We start from the raw sequence: 21,649 nt of genomic DNA on the forward strand, positions 1-21,649 counted from the left end.
GACATCCCTGTGGTCGAGCCGCTAGTCCGCTTTAAGTCTCGAAAGCGGACAGGATTTATGAGCACGCACCCTAGCCTGCGGCCGCGCGTCAAATTCGCGCGTTACGCCAGCTGCTCCGGATCATCGGCCGCACGCATCCGCGCGATACTGTCCTCGGTCGCCGCCGCGCCTGCCGCCGCGATCGCGATCTCGCGCGCCAGATTGGTGCATTCGGCCCACAGCAGGAAGAACACCAGCGGCGGCCGCTCGCGTGCCTCCAGCATCTGCCGGCAGCGCTCCGCGGCGCCATCGAGCGCCCACCACTGCCGGGCGACGACCATGACCTTACGGAAGCTGCGCAGCGTGCCGGAGAATTTTTGCGGATCGGCACCGACGAGGGTGCCGCAATGGTTCAGCCAGTTCAGCGCCGCATAGATCGCGATGCCGTAATCCTCGATCGCGGTACCCGTGAAATCGACGACGGTCTTGTCGTGCGCGCGTTGACGCAGGAAGGCGTCGATCATCTCGGCCTGGCGCGATGGATCGACCAGCAGCGCGGTGTCCTTCCGCGGCACCATCGGGACATAGCGCATCGCTTCGAGCCGCGTGTGATCCCAGATCGTTCTCGCATCGCCGAGCAGGTCGCCGGGCTTGCGCTTGCAGGCCGGATAGACCAGCACGCCGTTGTCGGCGAGGTCGAGATAGCGCGGCACCACCTTGTCGAGCGCGGCGAGAAACGCGCAGGGATCGGTGAGGCCGCGCAAGTCGTTGGCGGCATCCTCCGTCGGTGCAGGCTTGTTGCCGCGTGTCCAGCCGAAATTGGCCATCCCCGGACGCCCCGATCTCAACCTGCCGTCAGGTTAAATGGAAAATATGGCGATGCAAATGCGGCATTTACTGCGGTGCCGCCGTGCGCGTCCGCCGCTCCGGTTGACGCGGGACACCGCGGCGCCTAGCTGATGGTTAATGGTGCGCAACGCAGGTTGTTGCCGCTTTCGGGACGTATCACCATGACCGCTTCTGATCGACAATCGCATTGGCAGACCGTCTATCTGACCAAGGGCGAGCAGCAGGTGAGCTGGTCGCAGGCCGATCCGCAGCCATCGCTGGGCCTGATCGAATCCGTCGTGCCCGGCCGCGACGCCTCGATCATCGACATCGGCGGCGGGGCTTCGCGGCTCGTCGATGCGCTGCTGGCGAGGGGCTTTCATGATCTCACCGTGCTCGATCTCTCCGAAGCTGCGCTGGCGAGCGCGCGGCAAAGGGTCGGAGCGACCGGCGCAGCGGTGCGCTGGGTTGCCGATGACGCGACGGTCTGGCAGCCGCAGCAGGCTTTCGACATCTGGCATGACCGTGCTGCGTTTCATTTTCTCGTTGAGGAGAGCGACCGCGCCGCTTATCTCGAGAGACTGCATCGCGGCGTCAAGGCGGGCGGTCACGCCGTGATCGGCACCTTCGCGCCGGACGGTCCGGAAAAATGCAGTGGCCTGCCGGTGCAGCGCTATGATCCGGCAACGCTCAGCCGGACCGTCGGTCCGGCATTCGAGTTGATCGCGCATGAGGCGCACCGGCACGTCACGCCCTGGGGCGCGACGCAGTCGTTCCAGTTCAGTGTGCTGCGGCGCGGGTAGCGGGCCGCGGAAGGGGAGGCGAGATGACGGACGGGCCACGGGGGATCGGCGAGATCGCGAGCTATCACGCCCATGTCTATTACGACCCCGCCACCAGCCGGGGCGAGGCCGAACGCCTGCGCACCTGGATGGGCGAGCGTTTCCTGGTCACGCTCGGGCGCTGGCACGACGTCAAGGTCGGCCCGCACGATCAGGCGATGTATCAGGTGGCGTTCGCGGCCGAGCTGTTTCCGACCCTGGTGCCGTGGCTGATGCTGAACCACGGCAGCCTGAGCATCCTGGTCCATCCCAACACCACCAATCCGCGCCGCGATCATCGCGACGATCCGCTCTGGATCGGCATGCCGCTTGCCGTCCATGCCGACAAACTGCCCGAAGAGGCAGAAATGGAGCAGGCGCCGGCCCCGAACACGTCGCCGACATTGCGTCCCTGAGCGCCAGAGCGGGATGAAGTTGACTTGAATCGGTTCGGCCTCGGGTTCGGTTCACCTCTCCCCACCGGGGAGAGGTCGATTTGCGCAGCAAATCGGGTGAGGGGCCGCAACTCCAACGAGGGACCGTAACCCCTCACCCGGCGCTGCGCGCCGACCTCTCCCAAGGGAGAGGTGGACCTCCGACGCCGCTCCAATTCAACCTGGTCTCGCTCATGCTTTGGCCCGGCTGAGGGATGGGTAAAGTTTGACGCAATTTCATTACAGCCAAGTCGTTTCAAACTCGTCGCGTTTTGCAACGTGAGGTTAAGCCGGCATTCCTAGGCTTGCCCGACATTTCAGGGTCGGGCTCATTGGGCATGTTCTTTTCGTTTCGAAGCTGGTCACTGTGGCGGGTGGTTGGGCCTCTGCTTGCGATCGTGTTGCTGCTCGGCGGGCTGTCGGCCGGCAGCCTGCAGGTGATGTCCGCGGTGCGCGCCTATGTGGCCGGCGAGAGCATGTGGTCGAAGGGCCAGAAGGACGCCATTCACTACCTTCAGATCTATGTCTCTACCGGCGCGCCGCTCTATCTGCAGAAGTTCGATGCCGCCATCGCGGTGCCGCTGGCCGATCGCACCGCGCGGCGCGCGCTGGAAGCGCCCGGCAACAACGACGCCGTGGCGCGGAGTGGCTTCGCCAGGGCGGGCAATCATGACGACGACATCGGCGGCCTGATCTGGCTGTTCAAATATTTCCGCACGATGCACCACGTGGCCGGCGCGGTGACGGCGTGGCGGAATTCGGATGCACTGCTCGACCAGCTGATCGAAATCAGGAACGAGGCAGCCAACGACGTCGCGCTGCATGATCCTTCGGCTGCGACCATCAAGCACTGGGTCGAGCGGATCGGTGTGGTCGACGCCGCGCTGAGCACGCTGGCCGTCGATTTTTCCGATCACCTCGGCAAGGCGTCGCGCCAGGTCTCCGCGCTGCTGCTGCTGGTCAATATCCTGATCGCGGCCTGCCTTGCCGGCATCGTGTTGTTTCATACGCGGCGGATGCTGTGGCGGCGCTGGCTTGCCGAAACCGCGCTCGCGGTTGAGAAGGAACGCGCCCAGCTCACGCTGGCCTCGATCGGCGACGCGGTCATCGTGACGACGCAGGACGATCGCGTCGGCTACATGAACGCCGCCGCGCAACGGCTGATCGCGTCGGGGCAGGACGTCACCGGACAGCAGCTTTCGTCGCTGTTCAACATCGCCGAGCAGCCGGTGCAGGGATCGTTCCAGAGCGCCGATGTCGACGACGAAAGCCGCCCGCAGCAGCGCCTGCTGGTGCGGCCGGACCGTTCCAGCGTGCCGGTCTCGGTGGTCGAGACCCCGATCGTGCATGCCGGCGAGCCGGCCGGCCGCGTCATGATCATTCACGACATGACCGCCGAGCGGCGGCTGGTCGAGGAACTGGCGTGGGCCGCGTCTCATGACACGCTCACCGGCCTTGCGAACCGGCGGCAGTTCGAATTCGAACTGCACAAGGCGATGTCGGGCTCGACGGCCGTCGGCGCCGACCTGATGCTGATCGACCTCGACCAGTTCAAGATCGTCAACGACACTTGCGGCCACATGGCGGGCGACCGGCTGTTGAAGCAGGTGGCAAGGCTGCTGGCTGCCGAGGTCGGTGACAGCGGGCTGGTTGCGCGTCTCGGCGGCGACGAGTTCGGCATCCTGCTGCGGGACGACGGCTCCGCCACGCACGACGTTGCTGCCGATGTCGCGGAGCGGATCAGGGCGGTGGTCGAGCAGTCGAACTTCGTCCATGAGGGCTCGAGCTTCCGGATCAGCGCGAGCATCGGCCTTGTCGCGCTTTGCGACAGCGCCGGCGTGCAGGACGCGCTGCGGCTCGCCGACGTCGCCTGCTTCCTCGCCAAGGACAAGGGACGCAACCGCGTCCAGGAGCACCGTCCGTCCGATACCGGCATGGCGGTGCGCGTCGCCGAGATGAGCTGGGTCAATCGCATCCGCAAGGGGTTGGATGAGGGACGCTTCTGCCTCTACGAGCAGGAAATCCGCCCGCTGAACGGCATGCTGAAGGGTAACGAGCGCCGCGAATTGCTGCTGCGCCTGCGCGACGAGAGCGGCGCCCTGGTGCCGCCCGGCAGCTTCCTGCCGGCGGCCGAACGCTACGGGCTGATGCCGCTGATCGACCGCTGGGTGGTTCGCCGCGCCTTCGAGATCATCGCCGAGCGCAAGCACCACCCGCGCAAGGTCGCGAGCTACGCCATCAATCTCTCCGGTGCCACGATCGGCGACGGCGATTTCGTCGACTTCGTCGCCGAGCTGTTTGCCCAGCATGACGTTGCGCCGGCTTTGGTGTGTTTCGAGATCACCGAGACCAGTGCGATCTCCAATCTCGACGAGGCGCAGACATTCATCGCGCGGCTGCGCGAGATCGGCTGCAGCTTCTCGCTCGACGATTTCGGCACCGGCATGTCCTCGATCGCGTATCTGAAGCACCTGCCGGTCGACACCATCAAGATCGACGGCTCGTTCGTGAAGGAGATCCTGAACAGCAAGGTCGATCGCGCGATGGTCGAGATGATCACCAAGACCGCGAAGATCATGCAGAAGCAGGTGGTGGCCGAGTTCGTCGAGAGCCTCGCGATCCTGGACGAGCTGCGCCAGATCGGGGTCGACTACGCCCAAGGCTACGCGATCGGCAAGCCGGTTCCGGTGCTCACGCTCCGGGAAGAAAAGATCGCCTGAGTCGCCAAAATCGTCCCGAAACGGGACCTTTTCGGCCGTTCCGGCCCTCCCGGGGCTGATTCCCGGGCACTTTCCATCCGAAAAACGTTTAAAAATCCTGTCGTTGCCCGCTCCGTCTCGATTATGCCTTACTCTAATTCCCTGATATGATGAGCGAACGGTGAATCCAACGTGGGCCGGGTAACAGGCCCCAGAGCACCGACTTGGGGATGATGGGTCAACGTACGACGAAAGCTGCCGCGCGTAAGTCGAACCGCGGCGTGTCTCTGGTGGGCAGCACGGCGTTTGCCGTGAGCGCGCTCGTCCTGTCGTCTGGCCTTGCCGCCTGGATGGTCGGCATCGACCCTACCGCTTGGCTGCATGGACCGGCGCTCGCCAACACCACCGCCTCGCTGAATTTCGACGATCGCTTCGGCTCCCGCTCCACGATCAACACGGCTTCGCTCTATTATCCGCTGCGCCGCGGGTTCCGTTCGAGCCGCGGCGATTTCAATTCCGAGTTCGGTCAGATCGAGGACGCGCTGGCTGGCCAGCTGCGTGACACCCAGTCCGAACTGCCGGCCAGCCAGCCGGCGACCGCATCCGTCGCGGCGACGACCACGACGGCTGCACCCGCAGTGCCGATGCCGCGATCGCGGCCGGCCGAGGCCAATCTGCTCGCGCGCAATGATCAGCCGCTGCCGCCGCAGGCGCCGGTGCAGCAGGGTGACAACCGGACCTTCCTGCAGAAGATCGCCGACATGATGCCGGGCAAGATACAGCTCGCATCGGTCGATCCGAATGACGGCTTGCTGTCCGGCCCGAGCCCCGACCTCGGCAAGCTCGGTTATGACAGCAGCACGGCGGTCTACGACATCACCGGCCGCATCGTGTACATGCCCGACGGCACCAAGTTCGAGGCGCATTCAGGCCTCGGCAATCTGCTCGACGATCCCTCGCATGTGAATGCCCGCAACGCCGGTGCGACGCCGCCCGGCCTCTACGAGATGAAGCCGCGCGAAAAGCTGTTCCACGGCGTGCCCGCGTTGCGCATGACCCCGGTCGATGGCAGCGATACGTTCGGGCGTGTTGGTCTGTTGGTGCACAGCTACATGCTCGGGCCGAACGGCGACTCCAACGGCTGCATCTCGGTCAAGCACTACGACAAGTTCCTGCAGGCCTACCGCAGCGGCATGATCAAGCGCATCGCCGTCGTCATCAGCATCAAGGACGTCCAGTCGGCCTCGACCCGCGCGGCGTCGAACTCGTAAGCCGACCACCGGCGCGGCCGGTACATCACATCCGTCAATCCTCGGTGAGCCTCACTCGCCTTCGCTGCGAGAAGCGCGGGACGAGACGCCATGCGTGCGGAATGCGCAGGTAGAGCTCCTATCGGCTGGACGGCGACTATCTGTATACTTCAATGTCGAATACAATTACTATGTTACCTCTATTTGCCATTTTATGTGCAATTATGTATACATGAAGTATCCGAAACGACCCCAAGAGGGCGACCAATGCCAAAACCCTTTCCAATGAACGCGTGGTACGCGGCCGGCTGGGATGCCGAGATCAAGCACGCGCTGTTGCCGCGGACGATCTGCGGCAGGCATGTCGTGATGTACCGGAAGGGCGACGGCGAGGTGGTAGCGCTCGAGGATGCCTGCTGGCATCGCCTCGTGCCGCTCTCCAAGGGCCGGCTCGACGGCGACACCGTGGTCTGCGGCTATCACGGCCTGAAATACAACGCGCAGGGCCGCTGCACCTTCATGCCCTCGCAGGAGACCATCAATCCGTCGGCCTGCGTGCGCGCCTATCCGGTGGTCGAGCGTCATCGCTTCATCTGGCTGTGGATGGGCGATCCTGCGCTGGCCGATCCCGCGCTGGTGCCCGACATGCACTGGAATCACGATCCGGCCTGGGCCGGCGACGGCAAGACCATTCACGTCAAATGCGACTACCGCCTCGTGGTCGACAATCTGATGGACCTGACCCACGAGACCTTCGTGCACGGCTCGAGCATCGGCAATGATGCCGTCGCCGAAGCGCCGTTCGACGTCACCCATGGCGAGAAGACCGTCACCGTGACGCGCTGGATGAAAGGCATCGAGGCGCCGCCGTTCTGGGCGAAGCAGCTCGAGAGGCCGGGCCCGGTCGATCGCTGGCAGATCATCCGCTTCGAGGCGCCGTGCACCGTCAATATCGACGTCGGCGTCGCGCCGGCCGGATCCGGCGCGCCGGAGGGCGATCGCTCGCAGGGCGTCAACGGCTATGTGCTCAACACCATCACGCCGGAGACCGAGAAGACCTGTCACTACTTCTGGGCCTTCGTCCGCAATCACCGCATCACCGAGCAGCGCCTCACCAGCGAAATCCGCGACGGCGTCGCCGGCATCTTCCACGAGGACGAGATCATCCTGGAAGCGCAACAGCGCGCGATGGACGAGAATCCGGACCGCGTGTTCTACAACCTCAACATCGATGCCGGTGCGATGTGGGCGCGGCGCGTCATCGACCGCATGGTGGCGAAGGAAAATCCGCCGCAGCAGTTGCAGGCGGCGGAGTAGGCCGGGTCATGGCGGAACGCGAAACCGATCGCTCAGTGTCGCAGACCGTGCGGGCGCAGCTCGCGCTGCGCGACCTGGTTCTCTCGGGCCGGCTGCGGCCGGGCGAGCGCATCTCGGAGCTGCAAGCGGTCGAGATCACCGCCGTGTCGCGCACGCCGGTGCGGATGGCGCTGGTCCGGCTGGAGGAGGAAGGCCTGCTGGAGGCGATCCCGTCCGGCGGCTTCATGGTCAAGGCGTTTTCCGAGCGCGACATTCTCGACTCGATCGAGCTGCGCGGCACGCTGGAGGGCCTTGCCGCGCGCTTTGCCGCCGAGCGCGGCGTCTCGTCGCGCGATCTCGAGCCGCTGAAGCAATGCCTCGACGAGATCGACGGCCTGGTGCGACAGGACCCGATCTCGGTCGAAGCGTTTTCGTCCTACGTCGCGCTCAATGCGCGGTTCCACGCGCTGCTCACCGAGCTGTCGCGCAGCCCGCCGCTGATCCGGCAGATCGATCGCGCTTCGGCGCTGCCGTTCGCCTCGCCGAGCGGCTTCGTGATGGCGCAATCGGCGCTGCCCGAGGCGCGCCAGATCCTGCTGATCGCGCAGGACCATCATCGCGTGGTGGTCGACGCCATCGAGAACCGCGAGGGCGCGCGTGCCGAAGCGATCATGCGCGAGCATGCAAGGCTTGCGGCACGCAATCTCCGGCTGGCGCTACGCAACCGCACGCACCTCGATCTGCTGCCGGCGCTGGCGCTGGTCACGGCCGGCTGAACGGAGCGCGCCATGCGATTCATCGAAACCTGGACAACGGCCACGCTGCTTGCCGTGCGCGACCTTGCGCCCGGCATCCGCGAATTCCTGCTGCGGCCGGACGATTTCACCGGCGCGCCTTATCCGGTCGGCAGCCATATCGATGTCGGCGTCACCATCGATGGTCAGCCGCAGACCCGTTCCTATTCGCTGGTCGGCGAGGCTGACCCGCAAGGTTTCCGGATCGCGGTGCGGCACGCGGCGGATTCCCGCGGCGGCTCGCGCTATATGTGGTCGCTCGCGCCGGGCGCGCGGCTCAACATCACGCAGCCCGCTTCGCTGGTGCAGCTCGACTGGACGCGGCGGCATTTCTGCCTGATCGCGGGCGGCATCGGTATCACGCCGATCGTCGGCGCGGCGCAGGCGCTGGTCCGCCGCGACGCTGGTGTGACGCTGCACTATGCGGTGCGCGCGCGCAGCGATGCGGCCTATCTCGAGACGCTCGAGCGCCTGCTCGGCGAGCGTCTCGTCGTCCATGCCGGCGACGAGGGCAGGCGGCTCGACCTCGACGGTGTCTTCGCCGGCTTGCCACAGGATACGATGGCGCTGTTCTGCGGCCCGATGCGGATGCTGGATGCGGCGCGGCGTGCCTGGGAGGCGTCAGGCCGCCCGCTGACTGATCTGCGCTACGAGACCTTCGGATCGAGCGGACTGTTGCCGACCGAGGCGTTCCGCGTGCGGCTCAGGGGTGAGGGGACCGAGTTCGTGATCCCGCGCGACCGCTCGATGCTGGACGTGCTCAACGAGGCCGGCCATGAGGTGATGAGCGACTGCCGGCGCGGCGAGTGCGGCGTCTGCGCGCTCGACGTGGTCGCCGTCGACGGCGAAATCGACCATCGCGACGTCTTCTTCAGCGACCACCAGAAGCAGGAGAGCCGCAAGATCTGCGCGTGCGTTTCGCGCGCCCGCGGCACCATCACGGTGGATACCCTGCATCGCGCCGACGCGCTTTGACGCACGGGTGCTCGATCAAGGCTACGCCGCGTGCACCGAGTGCTGCGGATTGCGGTCGAGCAGGGCAGTGATCTCGCTGCCCGACATCGGCCGGCCGATCAGGTAGCCCTGCACCTCGTCGCAGCTGGTCTGGCGCAGATATTCGAGCTGGTCGGCGGTCTCGACGCCTTCGGCCACGACGCCGATCTGCAGGTCCTGCGCGAGGCCGATCACCGATTTGACGATGGCGGCGCAATCCGGCTGGGTCAGCATATCCCGGATGAAGGATTGATCGATCTTGATGCGGCTGAACGGCAGCTTGCGCAGATAGGTCAGCGACGAGAAGCCGGTGCCGAAATCGTCGAGCGCAACCGTCAGGCCGAGCTCGAGCAACCCGTTGAGGATCGCGGGCGCCGAGCCGTATTTCGAGATCAGCATCGACTCGGTGATCTCGATCTCGAGCCGGTTCGGCGCGACATTGGCCTCGGCGAGCGCCTCGACGATGGTCTGCAGGATACCGACGTTCTGGAACTGGACCGCGGAGAAATTCACCGCGATCCTGATGTCATCAGGCCAGCGCGACAGCATCGCGCAGGCATGGCGGATCACCCACTCGCCGAGCTGGTGGATCAGTCCGCTCTCCTCGGCGATCGGAATGAAGACGCTTGGCGGGATCAGGCCGCGCGTCGGATGCTGCCAGCGGAGCAGCGCCTCGAAGCCGGTGACGCGGCCTTTGCGGATGTCGAGGAACGGCTGGTAGACCAGAAACAGCTGATCCGCCTCGATGGCCTGTTCGAGGTCGCGCTGCAGGGCGCGGCGGTCGCGCGCCGACTGGTCGTCGCTGGCCTCGAAGAAGCAGATGGTGCCGGGGCCGGACTTCTTCGCCCGGTAGAGCGCGATGTCGACATGCTTGAGCAGATCGTGGGACGTATTGCCGTCGCGCGGCGCGAGCACGATGCCGATGCTGATTGCGCTGCTGATCTCGAACCCGTCGACCGGGAATGGCTCGGCGAACGCTGCGACGAACCGCTCGGCGATCGCCAGCGCATCCTCGGGCCGCGTCAGATTGGACATGATCAGCGCGAATTCGTCGCTGCCGATCCGCGCGACGTGCTCGGCCGCGCGCGTGCAGCGCTGCAAACGGGCCGCAAGCTGCACCAGGAGCTCGTCGCCTGCCGGATGGCCGAACCTGTCGTTGATCTCCTTGAGGCGATCGAGGTCGAGCAGCAGCACCGCGAATTCCTCGCCCGAGCGGGCCAGCCGGCTCAGCGCGCCATTGAGCTGTTCGTTGAAGGCGACGCGGTTCGGCAGATGCGTCAAAGGATCCTGCCGCACCGTCCGTTCGGCCTCGTGCTGGGCGATGATGCGGCGCCTGAACTCGAATGCGTTGAGGAACACGCCGCGCAGCAGCACGGAGCCGTAGACCAGGACGAGGACGGCCATCAGCAGATAGATGAAGTCGCCGTCCCGGCCGAGGCAGATCGCGGTGCCGAGAAAGATCGGCGCGGTGAAGGCGATCGCGGCGATCGGGATGGTGGAGAAGGCGAAGGCGCCGCCGGCCAGCATGCCGGCGCAGAGACAGGTGATCACGAGTTGTGCGCCGCTCGAAGCGCCGGCGAAGAAGGCAACCGGGACGACACCCCAGGCGGCGCCGAGCGCCAGCGCGTTGCGCACCAGCCGGTACATGGTTCGCCGCGACACGAATTGCGGCTTGGCGACGCGGCGCGATGCGCGCGCCTGCAGGCCGAAGAACAGCGCCGCGCTGCTTACGGCGGCAGCCCACACCAGCGCGAAGGCCCAGTCCGGCGATTGCCACAGTGCAGCCGCGAGCACCAGCGCGTTGCAGGCGTTGGCCAGCATGATGCCGAAGGAATAGCCGAGCACGAGCGAAACCTGCTCGGCGCGGATATGGCCGGCAAGCGCTTCGTCCGTCGGTGGTGCGCCGAAGGCCGCGAGGTCACCCGCGAACAGGGCCGCGAAATATGATCTGAGATCGATACGCATCTCAATACGTTGCCTGCGCGGTTTGGCGATGGCGCAGCGGCGAAGAATTCTCTGCAAACCTTTGACAAACTATGAACTATTGGAACGGACCGTGTCACACCGGGCTCACGTTTCGGTTCCGCCGGCAGGCATTGCTAACAAATCGATACAAATGCGTGATGCGACGTCACCAACCGGCGGGGATTGCCGATCCGCACTGCTTGATCGCCTGCCGGTTTTTCGCAATGAGTTGGGTTCCCGCGAACGGAAAAACCAGAAGGTGCACATGAGCTTGCCGACCACGAACCACGATCCCGGGTTTCGGATCACGCGGGCCGGCCACCTCGTTCTTGATGTCCGTGATTTCGCGGCGAGCCGGCGGTTCTACGAGGAGGTGATCGGGCTGATCCTGACCGCGGAGGAGGGTGATGCGCTGTATTTCCGCGGTGTCGAGGAGGCCTGTCATCACAGCCTTGTGTTGCGCAAGGGCGGCGCCGCCGCCTGCGCGCGGCTCGGCCGAGACCGCTGACGCTCGAAACCTACCCCTTCGTCACTGCCGGCGAGCCCTGTCACTTCTTGATATCGGCCGCGACCAGCACGCGATGGCCGCGTAGCAATTCCTGCAAGGCCTGCAGCGCGGCGACGCCGCATTGGGTGTCCTGCTCGCCATTGCCGCCGCTGAGTCCGATGCCGCCGACAACCTCATCGTCCACGACGATCGGAAAGCCGCCGACGAACACGGCAAATTTTCCGTCGAAACTCCACTGGATGCCGAAGGCTTCGTTGCCGGGCAGGGCAGGTCCGTTCGGCGGCTGGTTGAACAAATGGGTGGAGCGCTTGTGTCCGGCCGCCGTGAACGCCTTGTTCCAGGCGATCTGCGGGCCGGTGACCCGCGCGCCATCCATCCGCTCCAGCGCCAGCGGATAGCCGCCCTCGTCGGTCACACAGACCGTCTCCGCAACGCCGATCTCGGCGGATTTGCGGATCGCGGCGGCGATCATGTGGCGGGCTTCGGCAAGTTCGAGTTTGAACGACTGTCTCATCGCTATCTTCCGGGATTGGAGTGGGCGGTCGGCCGCAGCTCAGGTGCCGCGGTAGACCGTCTTGATCTGGGTGTAGAATTCGAGGCCAGTGCGGCCGGACTCGCGGAAGGTCGAGGTGCTCGACCGTTTCAATCCGCCGAACGGCGCGTTGATCAGATTGCCCGTGGTCGTGCGGTTGATCTTGACCGTGCCCGACTGGATGTCATTGGCGAAATCATGCATCGCGCGCGGGCTGCGCGTCACGATCGCGGCCGACAGGCCGTACTCGCTGGCATTGGCCTTGGCGATCGCATCAGTATAGCTGTCGACCTCGATGATCGCGATGACCGGGCCGAAGATCTCCTCGCGCGCGATTGTCATGTCCTGGGTCACGTCGGTGAAGACCGCGGGTGAGACGAAGTATCCGCCGTCATAGGCTGCACCGGTGAGCCGGTCGCCGCCACAGAGATGCGTCGCCTCCTTCTTCCCGATTGCGACATAGCGCAGCACGGTTTCGAGCTGCCTGGCGGTCGCCAGCGGCCCCATCTCCATACCGCTGGTGAGGCCGCTGCCGATCTTGATCGCCTTGACCTTGGCGAGCAGCTTTGCTGTGAACTCGGCGCGCACCTGCTTCATGACCAGGACGCGACTGGTGCCGGTGCAGGCCTGGCCGGCCAGCGACAGGCCGCCCTTGACGGTCAGATCGACCGCCAGATCGAGGTCGGCGTCGTCCATGACGATCAGCGGGTTCTTGCCGCCGAGCTCCATCTGCGTCCGGGTCACGAAGCTGACCGCGCGGCAAATCTGTTCGCCGGCGGACGTCGATCCGGTGAAGGAAATCGCGCGGATGACCGGCGGCTCGGTGATATCAGGCCCGATTTCGCCGGCCTTGCCGGTGATGTAGTTGAGCGCACCGTACGGCAAGCCTGCCGCGATCAGCGCCTCCGCCAGGCGATAGCCGCTGAGCGGCGCATCGGACGACGGCTTGAACACCACCGTATTGCCGGTGATGAGGGCCGGCGCGATCTTGCGCGCCGGGATCGAAATCGGAAAATTCCAGGGCGTGATCACCGACACGACGCCGAGCGGCTCGCGCAACGTATAGACCGTCATGTCCGCATCGTCGTTCGGAAACACCTCGCCGGTCAGCGACTGTCCCTCGACGGCATAGAACCGCAGGGTCTGGGCCGAGCGCAGCACCTCGTCGCGCGCGAGGCCGAGCGATTTGCCCATTTCGCGCGTCATCTCCCGCGCGATTTGATCGGCGCGGGCCTCGAGATGATCGGCGGCCCGGTTCAGGATGGCGGCGCGCTTGGTGATCGGGGTCCGCTTCCAGCCTGCGAACGCGGCGGCCGCGGCATTGACGGCCGCTTGCGCATCGGCGGCGGTCGATTGCTGGAAGCGTCCGACCAGGTCGCTGGTGTCGGCGGGATTGATGTTCGCGAACAGTCTGCCGGAGGCACTTGCGATCCGCTCGCCGGCGATCAGGTTCGGAAATTCCTCGATCCCTGCGTTGCCCTCCGTGGAGAAGGACATCTTGTGTGCGGTCGTTTCAGCTATCGTCACGGGATTCTCCTCAATGCCAGATCAGGACGGCGCAGACGGTCGACACCGCGAGCCCGGTCAATACGGGGATCATCGCGGTCCGCACGATCTGGAAGACCGGGACGCGCGCGAAGCCGGCCACTGCGATCAGCGACGACCAGGCCACCAGGGTGCCGCCGCCGGTCCACACCGCGCCCATCTGGCCGATCGCGGCGAGCGTCGCCGGATCCAGCCCGACCGACGGCGCCAGCGCGCCCGACAGTGAGCCGGTCAGCGGCAGGCCGGCAAAGCCGGAGCCGTCGATGCCGGTGATCATGCCTGATATCAGGATGCCGAAGGCGACGAAGAACTCGTTGCCCGGTATCCAGGCCTGCGCGGTCTGGATCAGCTCGAACAGCAGGCTCGGCGCCTGGGCCGTGGGCACCCCGAGGATCGGCGCGGAAAGGCCCGGCTCGGCGCCGAGAAAGAAGAAGCCCGCGATCGGCAGCACGGAGCCCATCGCCTTGAATGCGAAGACGAAGCCTTCGGTGATGTGGTCGGCGCTGGTGTCGAGGAATTTGCGCAATTCGTCGGTGACGAAGGACGCGCAGATCATCAGCATCGCGGCAACGCCGCCGACCAGTGCGGCGGCGTCGCCGCCCTTGAGGTCGTGGCCGATGCCGAGCTTGGCCAGCACCATCACCGCGATGACGCAGAGAAAGGCGAGCGGGGTCGCAACCGCGAAGAATTTCGACCAGCCTTCGCGGCGCGCCGGCGCCCCGGCGAGCGCCTTGTCAATCTGCGCCTGGGTTGCGAAGGGCTGCTGGCCATCAGCAGTGCCGCGCGCGATCTGCGCTTTGTCGAAAGTGCCTTCCTGCGCCAGCCGCGCCAATTCGCCATTGCTCGATCGCGCCTGCCAGCGTTCCAGCAGCCGGTCGTCGGGCTTGGTGATCGACTTGCGGATCGAAAGATAGGCGAGCGTCAACGCGATGCCGCCGGTGATGAGGGACAGCACCAGCGCGCGGTCCGCGACGGTGGCGGCGCTGACCGCAGCGCCAGCCGCCTTGGCGCTGATCCCGGGCGCAACGCCGATCACATAGTCCGACGACAGCGCCATGCCTTGTCCGGCGAGCGCGATCGCAATGGCGCCGCCGAGCGGCGACAGGCCGGCCGCAATCGCCGCGGGCAGCAGCACCGCGGAAACCAGCGGCACTGCCGGTGTCGGCCAGAAGAACAGCGAGATCACGTAGGTGATGGCGGCGAGCACGAAGTAGGCGGTGTGTCCGCTCTTCATCACGGCGCGGAACGGCTCGACCATGCGGATGTCGGAGCGCAGCACCTTGAGCGCGTTCAATAGCGCCGTCATCAGCGCGATCACCAGGAAGATGTTGAACAGCTCCTTGGCCGCGGTGAAGCTCGCGTTGAAGACGCTGGCGAGTGCCGCGACGGGGCTGTGTGTCCAGGCAAGCGCGACCAGCAGCGTCGCGATCACCGACGGCACCACGACGTTGGCGCGCCAGATCATGGTGAGAACGATGACGGCAACGCCGAGCAAATAGACCCAATGTGCGGCGACGATCGGAGCGTGCTGCATGGTTGTTGCTTCCCCCTCTAACGTGACGAATAATGTATACTGTATTCCGATATGGCAAGCGTAAATTGCAGCCATCGATCCGTGCGTCGCGGAGGGGTGGAAGGCATCTACGATCGCATTTTGTGCGGAATGTGCCTGATTTTAAGGCGATATGGCGCGGCGATTGCCGGGCGGGATGGCGGGAGGGGAACCCGGGTTTCGGTGTTGACAGCGGTCAATTTAGTATACAGTATACCGAAATTGTCGGCCAGAATGCGCCCATGGCCCGTTGCTGGACGGCGATTTCTTCACGGCACAGGAGCGCCACGATGCAGAAGCTGATGGATCACGTGGAATTTCGAGCGGCCCTCGAAAATGCCATCAAGGGAAAGAGCGCCAACAAGGCCCCGTTCAGCGTCGCCTGGGCCAGCGGCAAGCTCAGCCGCGCGCATCTCGCGCGCTGGGCCGAGAACCACTACCACTATGTCGGTCCGTTCGCCGACTACCTCGGCTACATCTATGCGCGGATGCCGGAGCAGTACCAGGAGGCCAAGGACTTCCTGCTCGCCAACATGTATGAGGAAGAGATCGGGGGCGACCGTCACACCGACCTGCTGATCCGCTTCGCGGAGGCCTGCGGCACGACCGCGGCGCGCATCAAGAACCCGGACAACATGACGCCGACGACGCGCGGGCTGCAGAGCTGGTGCTATTCGGTCGCGATGCGCGAGGATCCGATCGTCGCCGTGGCCGGCCTCGTGGTCGGTCTGGAATCGCAGGTCCCCTCGATCTATCGCAAGCAGACGCCGACCCTGCGCGAGAAGTACAAATTCACCGACGAGGAAGTCGAATTCTTCGACCTTCACATCGTGTCGGACGAGATTCACGGCGAGCGCGGCTACCAGATCGTGCTCGAGCACGCCGACACGGTCGAGTTGCAGCAGCGTTGTCTCAAGATCTGCGAGATCGGCGCCCAGATGCGGCTGCTCTACACCACCGCGCTGTACCACGACTATGTCGCGGGCGACATTCCGCTGGCGGAGCTCGATCTGGCCAGCGGCGTCTCCGCCGAAGAACGCGTGCTGTTGCAGGCCTGAGCCGCGGGGAGCAGCGGCGCGATGCCCAACGTCATCTTTCACCGCAACGGCGAGACATTTGTCGGCGAGGTCAAGGAGAACACCAATCTCGTCGTCCGCGCCGGCATCCGCCAGTTTCCCTATCCCAATTTCCTTTACGGCTGCGGGATGGGGAAGTGCGGGAAGTGCGCGTCGCTGATCATCAAGGGCGGCGAGCATTTGCCCGAGCCGAACTGGAAGGAAAAGAAGCGCCTCGGTGCCAGGATCGAGCAGGGATATCGCCTCGCCTGCCAGCTCTGGCTCACGCATGACGTTGAACTGTCGCAGGAGGCAGCCCCGCTGGCCGACGTCGTCGCGCCGGCCGGCGCCGCGGTTGGGAGGACGTGACCGATGTACGTGATACTGACGAGCAAGCCGGGGCAGTTTCGCACCGAGATCACCGGAGGCCTGCGGCCGCTCGCGGCTTATGACTACCTGTTCTACGGCATCAGGAAGGCGACCTTCGTGATTGCCGAGCTGGTCGAGGAGACCAAGGTCAGGGTGATCGACGAGGCCTGGTCGCCGCCGATCGTGAACGAGGTGCCCTCGAAATTCCTCGAGAAGTTCGAGACGCCCGAGCGGGCGCTGAGCGAGCTCGAACACCTCGTCACGTTCGGTCACATGGACACCAAGCTGCGCAAGCGCTGAGCGGATCGCGGGATGATCGAAGTCACGTTTCTGACCAATGGCGGCAAAACCGTCACTGCCGCCGAGAACAGCAATCTGCTGCGCGTCTCGCTGCGCGAGCAGGGCGGCATTCCGTTCAAATGCGGCGGCGGCCTGTGTGGAACCTGCAAATGCCTGATCGAGAAAGGCATCGAGAACACCGATGCGATCAAGCCGAAGGAGCGGAAGCACCTCACCGAGGAGCAGTTCGCCGCCGGCTATCGGATGGCGTGCCAGACCTTTCTCACCGGCAGCGTGAGCGTGTCGTGGGTGCCGAAAGCCGCGGTGCCGGCGGCGCGACCTGTAGCTGTTGACGGCGAATGAGCGCGGCTTGATGGCATGCAGCCGGCGGTCTAAATACCGAGCAGCGGTCATTCGGCCAGGACTCTGGCAGCTCGTTGGACCTCCGGTGTCCATGCATTGAGCGAGGCGCGGCCGGACAGGTCAGTTGATGGCAGGCAAGCTCGGAAGCTCCAAACGTCTCGGCGACGACTACCTCTCCCTCCACGGCAGGGTCATCGAGGAGCTGCGGCAGGCGATCCTGAGCCGGCGGCTGAAGCCCGGCGAGCGCCTGGTCGAGGGCCGCCTCGCCGATGAGCTCGGCGTTTCCCGCAATCCCGTGCGCGAGGCGATCCGCGTGCTGGAGTCGGAGGGGCTCGTCGAGGTGACCGCGCGGCGCGGTGCTTCGGTCATCACGATGAGCGACGAGGAAGCGCGCGAGACGGTCGAAGTCCGCGCGCTGCTCGAGGGACAAAACGCGCGCCTGGCCGCCCGTCGCCGCGAAGAGAGCATCATCAAGCGGATCGCGGCGGTCCTGAAGCAGGGCAACGAGGCGGTCGCGGGACGGCGCTACGACCTGTTGCCGGATCTCAACCAGCAATTCCATCATGAACTGGCGGAGGCCGGCCGCAACCGCGTGCTGGCGGATCTGCTCAAGCGGCTGCGCGAACGCACGGCGATGCTGTTCTCGCCGACCGATCCGGTGCGCCAGGCGCGCACCTGGGATGAGCACGCCGCGATCCTGCGCGCCATCATAGCAGGCGACGAGCGCGCCGCCGCGACGCTTGCCGCCGAGCATGTGATGCGGGCAGGCGCGGATTTTCTCTCGAGCCTCCATGTGCCCGATGAGGAAACCTCGCTGGAGGCGGCGTCGGCGAAATACGGCCTGCCGTCCGGCTCCCGCGTGGATCAGACGACGACCAGGCCGACGCGCCGGAACCAGGAGCGCGCCGGCACGCGGCGGCGAAAAGCGGAGAGCTGAACGCGCCCGTCGCATTTGCGGGCAGCCGACGCCGTGGTCGAAGGTCCGGTGGTACCGCTCCGGATCGTCAGCTAACTTTCTTGACCGCATCTGCCACGCTCGCTACCTCTCTTCCCAATGCTGGGCAGGGGCACAACTCTGCCGGCCGCGCCGCATCATGGCCGGGGGAAACGAATGAACAACAATCATGGCGCGTCGACGAACGACGTCGCCGAGTATGATTACGTGATCGTCGGCGCCGGCTCGGCCGGCTGCGTGCTCGCCAACCGCCTGAGCGCCGACGGCAGGCATTCGGTGCTGCTGCTCGAGGCCGGGCCGAAGGACACCAACATCTGGATCCATGTGCCGCTCGGCTACGGCAAGCTGTTCAAGGAAAAATCCGTCAACTGGATGTACCAGACCGAGCCTGAGCCCGGCCTGAACGGGCGGCAGGTGTTCCAGCCGCGCGGAAAAGTGCTCGGCGGCTCCAGCTCGATCAACGGCCTGCTCTATGTGCGCGGCCAGCACGAGGACTATGACCGCTGGCGGCAGCGCGGCAACGCCGGCTGGGGTTACGACGACGTCCTGCCGTATTTCAGGAAGGCGGAGGATCAGCAGCGCGGCTCCGACAAATATCACGGCGCCGGCGGTCCGCTGCCGGTGTCGGACTGGCGGCATCACGATCCGCTGTCGGAAGCCTTCGTGCATGCCGCGGCCGAGGTCGGCATCCCGACCAATCCGGATTTCAACGGCGCGACCCAGGAGGGCGCGGGCTTCTTCCAGACAACGACGCGGCGCGGCCGTCGCGCCTCGACGGCGCGATCCTATCTGCGGCCGGCACTGACGCGCGGCAATCTGCATGTCGAGACGTCGGCGCTGGCGCAGCGCGTCCTGTTCGACGGCAAGCGCGCCAGCGGCGTCGCGTACCGGCAGAACGGCCAGTTGCGCACGGCCAAGGCGCGCAAGGAGGTGCTGGTGTCGAGCGGCGCGTACAATTCGCCGCAATTGCTGCAGCTCTCCGGCGTCGGCCCCGCCGAGCTGTTGAAGCAGCACGGCATCGAGGTTCTGCTCGATGCGCCCGGCGTCGGCAACGATTTGCAGGATCACATGCAGGTGCGCATCGTCACGCGTTGCGCGCAGACCGTGACGCTGAACGACGTCGTCAACAATCCGGTGCGCCGCGTCATGGCCGGGCTGCGCTACGCGGCGCTGCGCAAGGGGCCGCTGACGATCGCCGCCGGCACGTCGGGCGCGTTCTTCAAGACCAGCCCGCGGCTGGCGTCGCCGGACATCCAGATCCACTTCCTGCCGTTCTCGACCGACAAGATGGGCGAGAAGCTGCATCCGTTCTCCGGCTTCACCGCCTCGGTCTGCCAGTTGCGTCCTGAGAGCCGCGGCTCGCTGAAGATCAGGAGCGCGGACCCGGGCGTGCCGCCGGAAATCCGCATCAACTATCTGGCGACCGAGACCGACCGCCGCGCCTTCATCGACGGCATCCGCATCCTGCGCAAGATCCTGGCCGCGCCGGCGCTGAAATCATACTCGGTCGGGGAGGTCGATCCCGGCGCCAAGGTGGTCAGCGACGACGACCTGCTCGAGTTCTGCCGCCGCACCGGCAGCACGGTCTATCATCCGACGTCGACCTGCCGGATGGGCAACGATCCGCTCGCGGTCGTCGACAACAGGCTCAAGGTGCGCGGTATCGAGGGCCTGCGCGTGGTGGACGCGTCCGTGATGCCGGACCTGATGTCGGGCAACACCAACGCGCCGACGATCATGATCGCGGAGAAGGCGTCGGACATGATTTTGGAGGACGCGAGGTAGCCGCCGCTGTTGAGTCCGTCACCCTGAGGAGCGCGTAGCGCGTCTCGAAGGGTCGACGGCCCCGCTCTATCGGCGCGCGGCCAGACCCGGGCCGTCGACCCTTCGAGACGACCGCTGCGCGGTCTCCTCCGGGTGACGGTGAAAGGTCCGTAACTCGGGCTACATCACCCCTTATACGCGCGCACCCGTGCGACCATCTGCTCGACATGGGCGATCGGCGTCTCCGGCAGGATGCCGTGGCCGAGGTTGAAGATCAGCCGCCCCTTGCCGAAGTTCGCCAGCACGTCGTCCACCGCGCGATCGAGCGCGGCGCCGCCGGCAATCAGGGCCAGCGGATCGAGATTGCCCTGCACGGCGACGCGGCTCTGCACCCGCTCGCGGATCATCGACGGCTCGGTGGCCCAGTCGATCGACACGGCATCGACGCCGGTCTGCTCGACATAGGCCGGCAGCATGCCGGCCGCGCCGCGCGGAAAGCCGATGATCCGGGCACCAGGGACCTGCTTGCGCACGCCGGCAACGATGCGCCGGGTCGGCTCGATCGACCAGCGGGCGAACTCGCGTGGCGGCAGCACGCCGGCCCAGGTGTCGAAGATCTGCAGGCAGTCGGCGCCGGCCTTGAGCTGGCCGACCAGGTAGTGGATCGAGTTCTCGACCAGGACATCGATGATCCTGGCGAAGGCGTCCGGATGGCGGTAGGCGAGCATCCGCGCGGGGGCCTGGTCCGGCGTGCCCTGTCCGGCCACCATGTAGGTCGCGACCGTCCACGGCGCGCCGCAGAAGCCGATCAGCGCGATCTCGGGCGCAAGCTCGCGCCGGACGCGGCGCAGCGCCTCGAACACCGGCTCGAGCTGGTCGAAATTGGCCTCGGTTGCCAGCGTCGCGATCTCGCCGGGCGTTGCCAGCGGATCGAGCCGCGGCCCTTCGCCGGCCTCGAAGCGCACCGAACGGCCGAGCGCGTAGGGGATCACCAGGATGTCGGAGAAGATGATCGCGGCGTCGAAGTTGAACCTGCGGATCGGCTGCAGCGTGACCTCGGTGGCGAATTCGGGCGTGAAGCAGAGATCGAGAAAGCCGCCGGCCTTGGCGCGCAGCTCGCGATATTCCGGAAGATAGCGGCCGGCCTGCCGCATCATCCAGAGCGGCGGTACGGCTTGCCGGTGGCCCGACAGGAGGTCGATGAGCTTCTTGGTGGGATCCTGGGGCACGCGAAAGTTCCTGGTCACGGTCAAATTTGGCCCCTGATACACGCTGCGGCGCAATGGGCCAAGGCGGTTCTGGAACCCCCCTTTGCGCGGGCGCGTTGTTTCCGGGAATGGAGGGACGACATGGCCGAGAAATTCGATCCTGCCCCGCATGACAAGCATGCCGAGAAGCCGCACGAGGCGCAGGCTGCCGACCGCAAGGCGCGCTCCCGGTTGAAGGAGGGACTGGAGGATACCTTCCCGGCCTCCGACCCGGTCAGCGTCACGCAGCCCGCGCCGACCAAGCACGACGGCAATCGGGACAATTAGCTGGTATATCCCAGCGGTTGCTAACCACGATGCGAAATGAGTTCAATCATGCGAGGAACGACTCGCCGCGTAGCGCACCGCGCCCGTGGTGCGGGGCGCGATCGTCGCGGTAGCAATCGCCGTGATGCTGTGG

At 65.8% G+C, this 21,649-nt stretch carries 21 protein-coding genes; 15 read left to right on the forward strand and 6 right to left on the reverse strand.

Translation table 11 applies throughout. The features are described 5' to 3' along the window. Nucleotides 1–101: 101 nt before the first annotated feature. On the reverse strand, nt 102–806 hold the full coding sequence (locus tag XH92_RS09680) for a hypothetical protein (RefSeq protein WP_194459014.1): 705 nt from the start codon (nt 804–806) through the stop codon (nt 102–104). 183 nt (nt 807–989) lie between these two features. On the opposite strand from XH92_RS09680, the gene XH92_RS09685 reads away from it, so the two are divergent. From XH92_RS09685 to XH92_RS09715, 7 genes are all read left to right on the forward strand, one after another. Beyond that, a complete protein-coding gene (locus XH92_RS09685; protein ID WP_194459015.1) occupies nt 990–1,610 on the forward strand; it encodes a trans-aconitate 2-methyltransferase in 621 nt (206 codons plus the stop codon). A 23-nt stretch (nt 1,611–1,633) separates the two neighbouring features. After that, a complete protein-coding gene (locus XH92_RS09690; RefSeq protein ID WP_194459016.1) occupies nt 1,634–2,044 on the forward strand; it encodes a DOPA 4,5-dioxygenase family protein in 411 nt (136 codons plus the stop codon). A 356-nt stretch (nt 2,045–2,400) separates the two neighbouring features. Continuing rightward, a complete protein-coding gene (locus tag XH92_RS09695; protein WP_194459017.1) occupies nt 2,401–4,782 on the forward strand; it encodes a bifunctional diguanylate cyclase/phosphodiesterase in 2,382 nt (793 codons plus the stop codon). 290 nt (nt 4,783–5,072) lie between these two features. Beyond that, entirely contained in the window at nt 5,073–6,032 is a 960-nt protein-coding gene (locus XH92_RS09700) for a DUF2778 domain-containing protein (protein WP_246788353.1), read from the forward strand. Nucleotides 6,033–6,278: 246 nt separating this feature from the next. After that, nucleotides 6,279–7,328 carry an aromatic ring-hydroxylating dioxygenase subunit alpha gene (locus XH92_RS09705; protein ID WP_194459019.1) on the forward strand — a complete coding sequence of 350 codons (1,050 nt, stop codon included), beginning with the start codon at nt 6,279–6,281 and terminating at the stop codon, nt 7,326–7,328. An 8-nt stretch (nt 7,329–7,336) separates the two neighbouring features. Further along, a complete protein-coding gene (locus XH92_RS09710) occupies nt 7,337–8,083 on the forward strand; it encodes a GntR family transcriptional regulator (RefSeq protein WP_194459020.1) in 747 nt (248 codons plus the stop codon). A 12-nt stretch (nt 8,084–8,095) separates the two neighbouring features. Then, nucleotides 8,096–9,076: a PDR/VanB family oxidoreductase gene (locus tag XH92_RS09715; protein ID WP_194459021.1), complete on the forward strand. Its 981-nt coding sequence runs from the start codon at nt 8,096–8,098 to the stop codon at nt 9,074–9,076. A 21-nt stretch (nt 9,077–9,097) separates the two neighbouring features. Here XH92_RS09715 and XH92_RS09720 read toward each other — a convergent pair whose 3' ends face one another. Beyond that, nucleotides 9,098–11,059, reverse strand: coding sequence for a bifunctional diguanylate cyclase/phosphodiesterase (locus XH92_RS09720; protein WP_194459022.1), 1,962 nt, complete (start codon nt 11,057–11,059; stop codon nt 9,098–9,100). 151 nt (nt 11,060–11,210) lie between these two features. On the opposite strand from XH92_RS09720, the gene XH92_RS09725 reads away from it, so the two are divergent. Beyond that, nucleotides 11,211–11,567 (forward strand): VOC family protein, encoded by a 357-nt coding sequence (locus XH92_RS09725; RefSeq protein ID WP_246788354.1) that lies wholly within the window; start codon nt 11,211–11,213, stop codon nt 11,565–11,567. Between the two features lie 40 nt (nt 11,568–11,607). On the opposite strand, the gene XH92_RS09730 is transcribed toward XH92_RS09725, so the two are convergent. The 3 genes from XH92_RS09730 to XH92_RS09740 are packed head-to-tail and all read right to left on the reverse strand — an operon-like array spanning nt 11,608 to nt 15,178. After that, the gene (locus XH92_RS09730) at nt 11,608–12,081 is read right to left on the reverse strand and encodes a heme-binding protein (RefSeq protein ID WP_194459023.1); all 474 of its coding nucleotides are present in this window, start codon (nt 12,079–12,081) and stop codon (nt 11,608–11,610) included. Nucleotides 12,082–12,120: 39 nt separating this feature from the next. After that, nucleotides 12,121–13,626, reverse strand: a complete 1,506-nt coding sequence (locus XH92_RS09735; protein WP_210345545.1) for an aldehyde dehydrogenase family protein — start codon at nt 13,624–13,626, stop codon at nt 12,121–12,123. Nucleotides 13,627–13,636: 10 nt separating this feature from the next. After that, nucleotides 13,637–15,178 (reverse strand): hypothetical protein, encoded by a 1,542-nt coding sequence (locus XH92_RS09740; protein WP_194459024.1) that lies wholly within the window; start codon nt 15,176–15,178, stop codon nt 13,637–13,639. Between the two features lie 308 nt (nt 15,179–15,486). On the opposite strand from XH92_RS09740, the gene XH92_RS09745 reads away from it, so the two are divergent. The 6 genes from XH92_RS09745 to XH92_RS09770 all read left to right on the forward strand — a co-directional run bounded on the left by XH92_RS09745 (nt 15,487) and on the right by XH92_RS09770 (nt 20,002). After that, nucleotides 15,487–16,254 (forward strand): TenA family transcriptional regulator, encoded by a 768-nt coding sequence (locus XH92_RS09745; protein WP_194459025.1) that lies wholly within the window; start codon nt 15,487–15,489, stop codon nt 16,252–16,254. Between the two features lie 21 nt (nt 16,255–16,275). After that, on the forward strand, nt 16,276–16,620 hold the full coding sequence (locus tag XH92_RS09750; RefSeq protein ID WP_194459026.1) for a 2Fe-2S iron-sulfur cluster-binding protein: 345 nt from the start codon (nt 16,276–16,278) through the stop codon (nt 16,618–16,620). Nucleotides 16,621–16,623: 3 nt separating this feature from the next. After that, a complete protein-coding gene (locus XH92_RS09755; RefSeq protein WP_194459027.1) occupies nt 16,624–16,920 on the forward strand; it encodes a ferredoxin in 297 nt (98 codons plus the stop codon). 12 nt (nt 16,921–16,932) lie between these two features. Beyond that, nucleotides 16,933–17,262 carry a 2Fe-2S iron-sulfur cluster-binding protein gene (locus XH92_RS09760; RefSeq protein ID WP_050401690.1) on the forward strand — a complete coding sequence of 110 codons (330 nt, stop codon included), beginning with the start codon at nt 16,933–16,935 and terminating at the stop codon, nt 17,260–17,262. A gap of 127 nt (nt 17,263–17,389) precedes the next feature. Continuing rightward, nucleotides 17,390–18,199 (forward strand): GntR family transcriptional regulator, encoded by an 810-nt coding sequence (locus XH92_RS09765; protein ID WP_194459028.1) that lies wholly within the window; start codon nt 17,390–17,392, stop codon nt 18,197–18,199. A 174-nt stretch (nt 18,200–18,373) separates the two neighbouring features. Continuing rightward, the gene (locus XH92_RS09770) at nt 18,374–20,002 is read left to right on the forward strand and encodes a GMC family oxidoreductase (RefSeq protein WP_194459029.1); all 1,629 of its coding nucleotides are present in this window, start codon (nt 18,374–18,376) and stop codon (nt 20,000–20,002) included. A 164-nt stretch (nt 20,003–20,166) separates the two neighbouring features. On the opposite strand, the gene hemE is transcribed toward XH92_RS09770, so the two are convergent. Continuing rightward, nucleotides 20,167–21,210: a uroporphyrinogen decarboxylase gene (gene hemE / locus XH92_RS09775; RefSeq protein ID WP_194459030.1), complete on the reverse strand. Its 1,044-nt coding sequence runs from the start codon at nt 21,208–21,210 to the stop codon at nt 20,167–20,169. Nucleotides 21,211–21,330: 120 nt separating this feature from the next. Here hemE and XH92_RS09780 point away from each other — a divergent pair, with 120 nt between their 5' ends. Beyond that, nucleotides 21,331–21,516, forward strand: a complete 186-nt coding sequence (locus XH92_RS09780) for a hypothetical protein (RefSeq protein WP_097672975.1) — start codon at nt 21,331–21,333, stop codon at nt 21,514–21,516. Nucleotides 21,517–21,649 lie beyond the last annotated feature (133 nt).

The organism is Bradyrhizobium sp. CCBAU 53421, from assembly GCF_015291625.1.
In the GTDB taxonomy this organism is placed as follows: Bacteria; Pseudomonadota; Alphaproteobacteria; order Rhizobiales; family Xanthobacteraceae; genus Bradyrhizobium.

Excerpts from the sequence above, each read along its gene's own strand:
- XH92_RS09710 (WP_194459020.1), top strand. The coding sequence starts at position 7,337 with ATGGCGGAACGCGAAACCGATCGCTCAGTGTCGCAGACCGTGCGGGCG.
- XH92_RS09770 (WP_194459029.1), top strand. The coding sequence starts at position 18,374 with ATGAACAACAATCATGGCGCGTCGACGAACGACGTCGCCGAGTATGAT.
- XH92_RS09705 (WP_194459019.1), top strand. The coding sequence starts at position 6,279 with ATGCCAAAACCCTTTCCAATGAACGCGTGGTACGCGGCCGGCTGGGAT.
- XH92_RS09760 (WP_050401690.1), top strand. The coding sequence starts at position 16,933 with ATGATCGAAGTCACGTTTCTGACCAATGGCGGCAAAACCGTCACTGCC.
- XH92_RS09765 (WP_194459028.1), top strand. The coding sequence starts at position 17,390 with ATGGCAGGCAAGCTCGGAAGCTCCAAACGTCTCGGCGACGACTACCTC.
- XH92_RS09740 (WP_194459024.1), bottom strand. The coding sequence starts at position 15,178 with ATGCAGCACGCTCCGATCGTCGCCGCACATTGGGTCTATTTGCTCGGC.
- XH92_RS09745 (WP_194459025.1), top strand. The coding sequence starts at position 15,487 with ATGCAGAAGCTGATGGATCACGTGGAATTTCGAGCGGCCCTCGAAAAT.
- XH92_RS09685 (WP_194459015.1), top strand. The coding sequence starts at position 990 with ATGACCGCTTCTGATCGACAATCGCATTGGCAGACCGTCTATCTGACC.
- XH92_RS09680 (WP_194459014.1), bottom strand. The coding sequence starts at position 806 with ATGGCCAATTTCGGCTGGACACGCGGCAACAAGCCTGCACCGACGGAG.
- XH92_RS09695 (WP_194459017.1), top strand. The coding sequence starts at position 2,401 with ATGTTCTTTTCGTTTCGAAGCTGGTCACTGTGGCGGGTGGTTGGGCCT.
- XH92_RS09730 (WP_194459023.1), bottom strand. The coding sequence starts at position 12,081 with ATGAGACAGTCGTTCAAACTCGAACTTGCCGAAGCCCGCCACATGATC.
- XH92_RS09690 (WP_194459016.1), top strand. The coding sequence starts at position 1,634 with ATGACGGACGGGCCACGGGGGATCGGCGAGATCGCGAGCTATCACGCC.
- XH92_RS09750 (WP_194459026.1), top strand. The coding sequence starts at position 16,276 with ATGCCCAACGTCATCTTTCACCGCAACGGCGAGACATTTGTCGGCGAG.
- XH92_RS09720 (WP_194459022.1), bottom strand. The coding sequence starts at position 11,059 with ATGCGTATCGATCTCAGATCATATTTCGCGGCCCTGTTCGCGGGTGAC.
- XH92_RS09780 (WP_097672975.1), top strand. The coding sequence starts at position 21,331 with ATGGCCGAGAAATTCGATCCTGCCCCGCATGACAAGCATGCCGAGAAG.
- XH92_RS09715 (WP_194459021.1), top strand. The coding sequence starts at position 8,096 with ATGCGATTCATCGAAACCTGGACAACGGCCACGCTGCTTGCCGTGCGC.
- XH92_RS09755 (WP_194459027.1), top strand. The coding sequence starts at position 16,624 with ATGTACGTGATACTGACGAGCAAGCCGGGGCAGTTTCGCACCGAGATC.
- XH92_RS09725 (WP_246788354.1), top strand. The coding sequence starts at position 11,211 with ATGCGTGATGCGACGTCACCAACCGGCGGGGATTGCCGATCCGCACTG.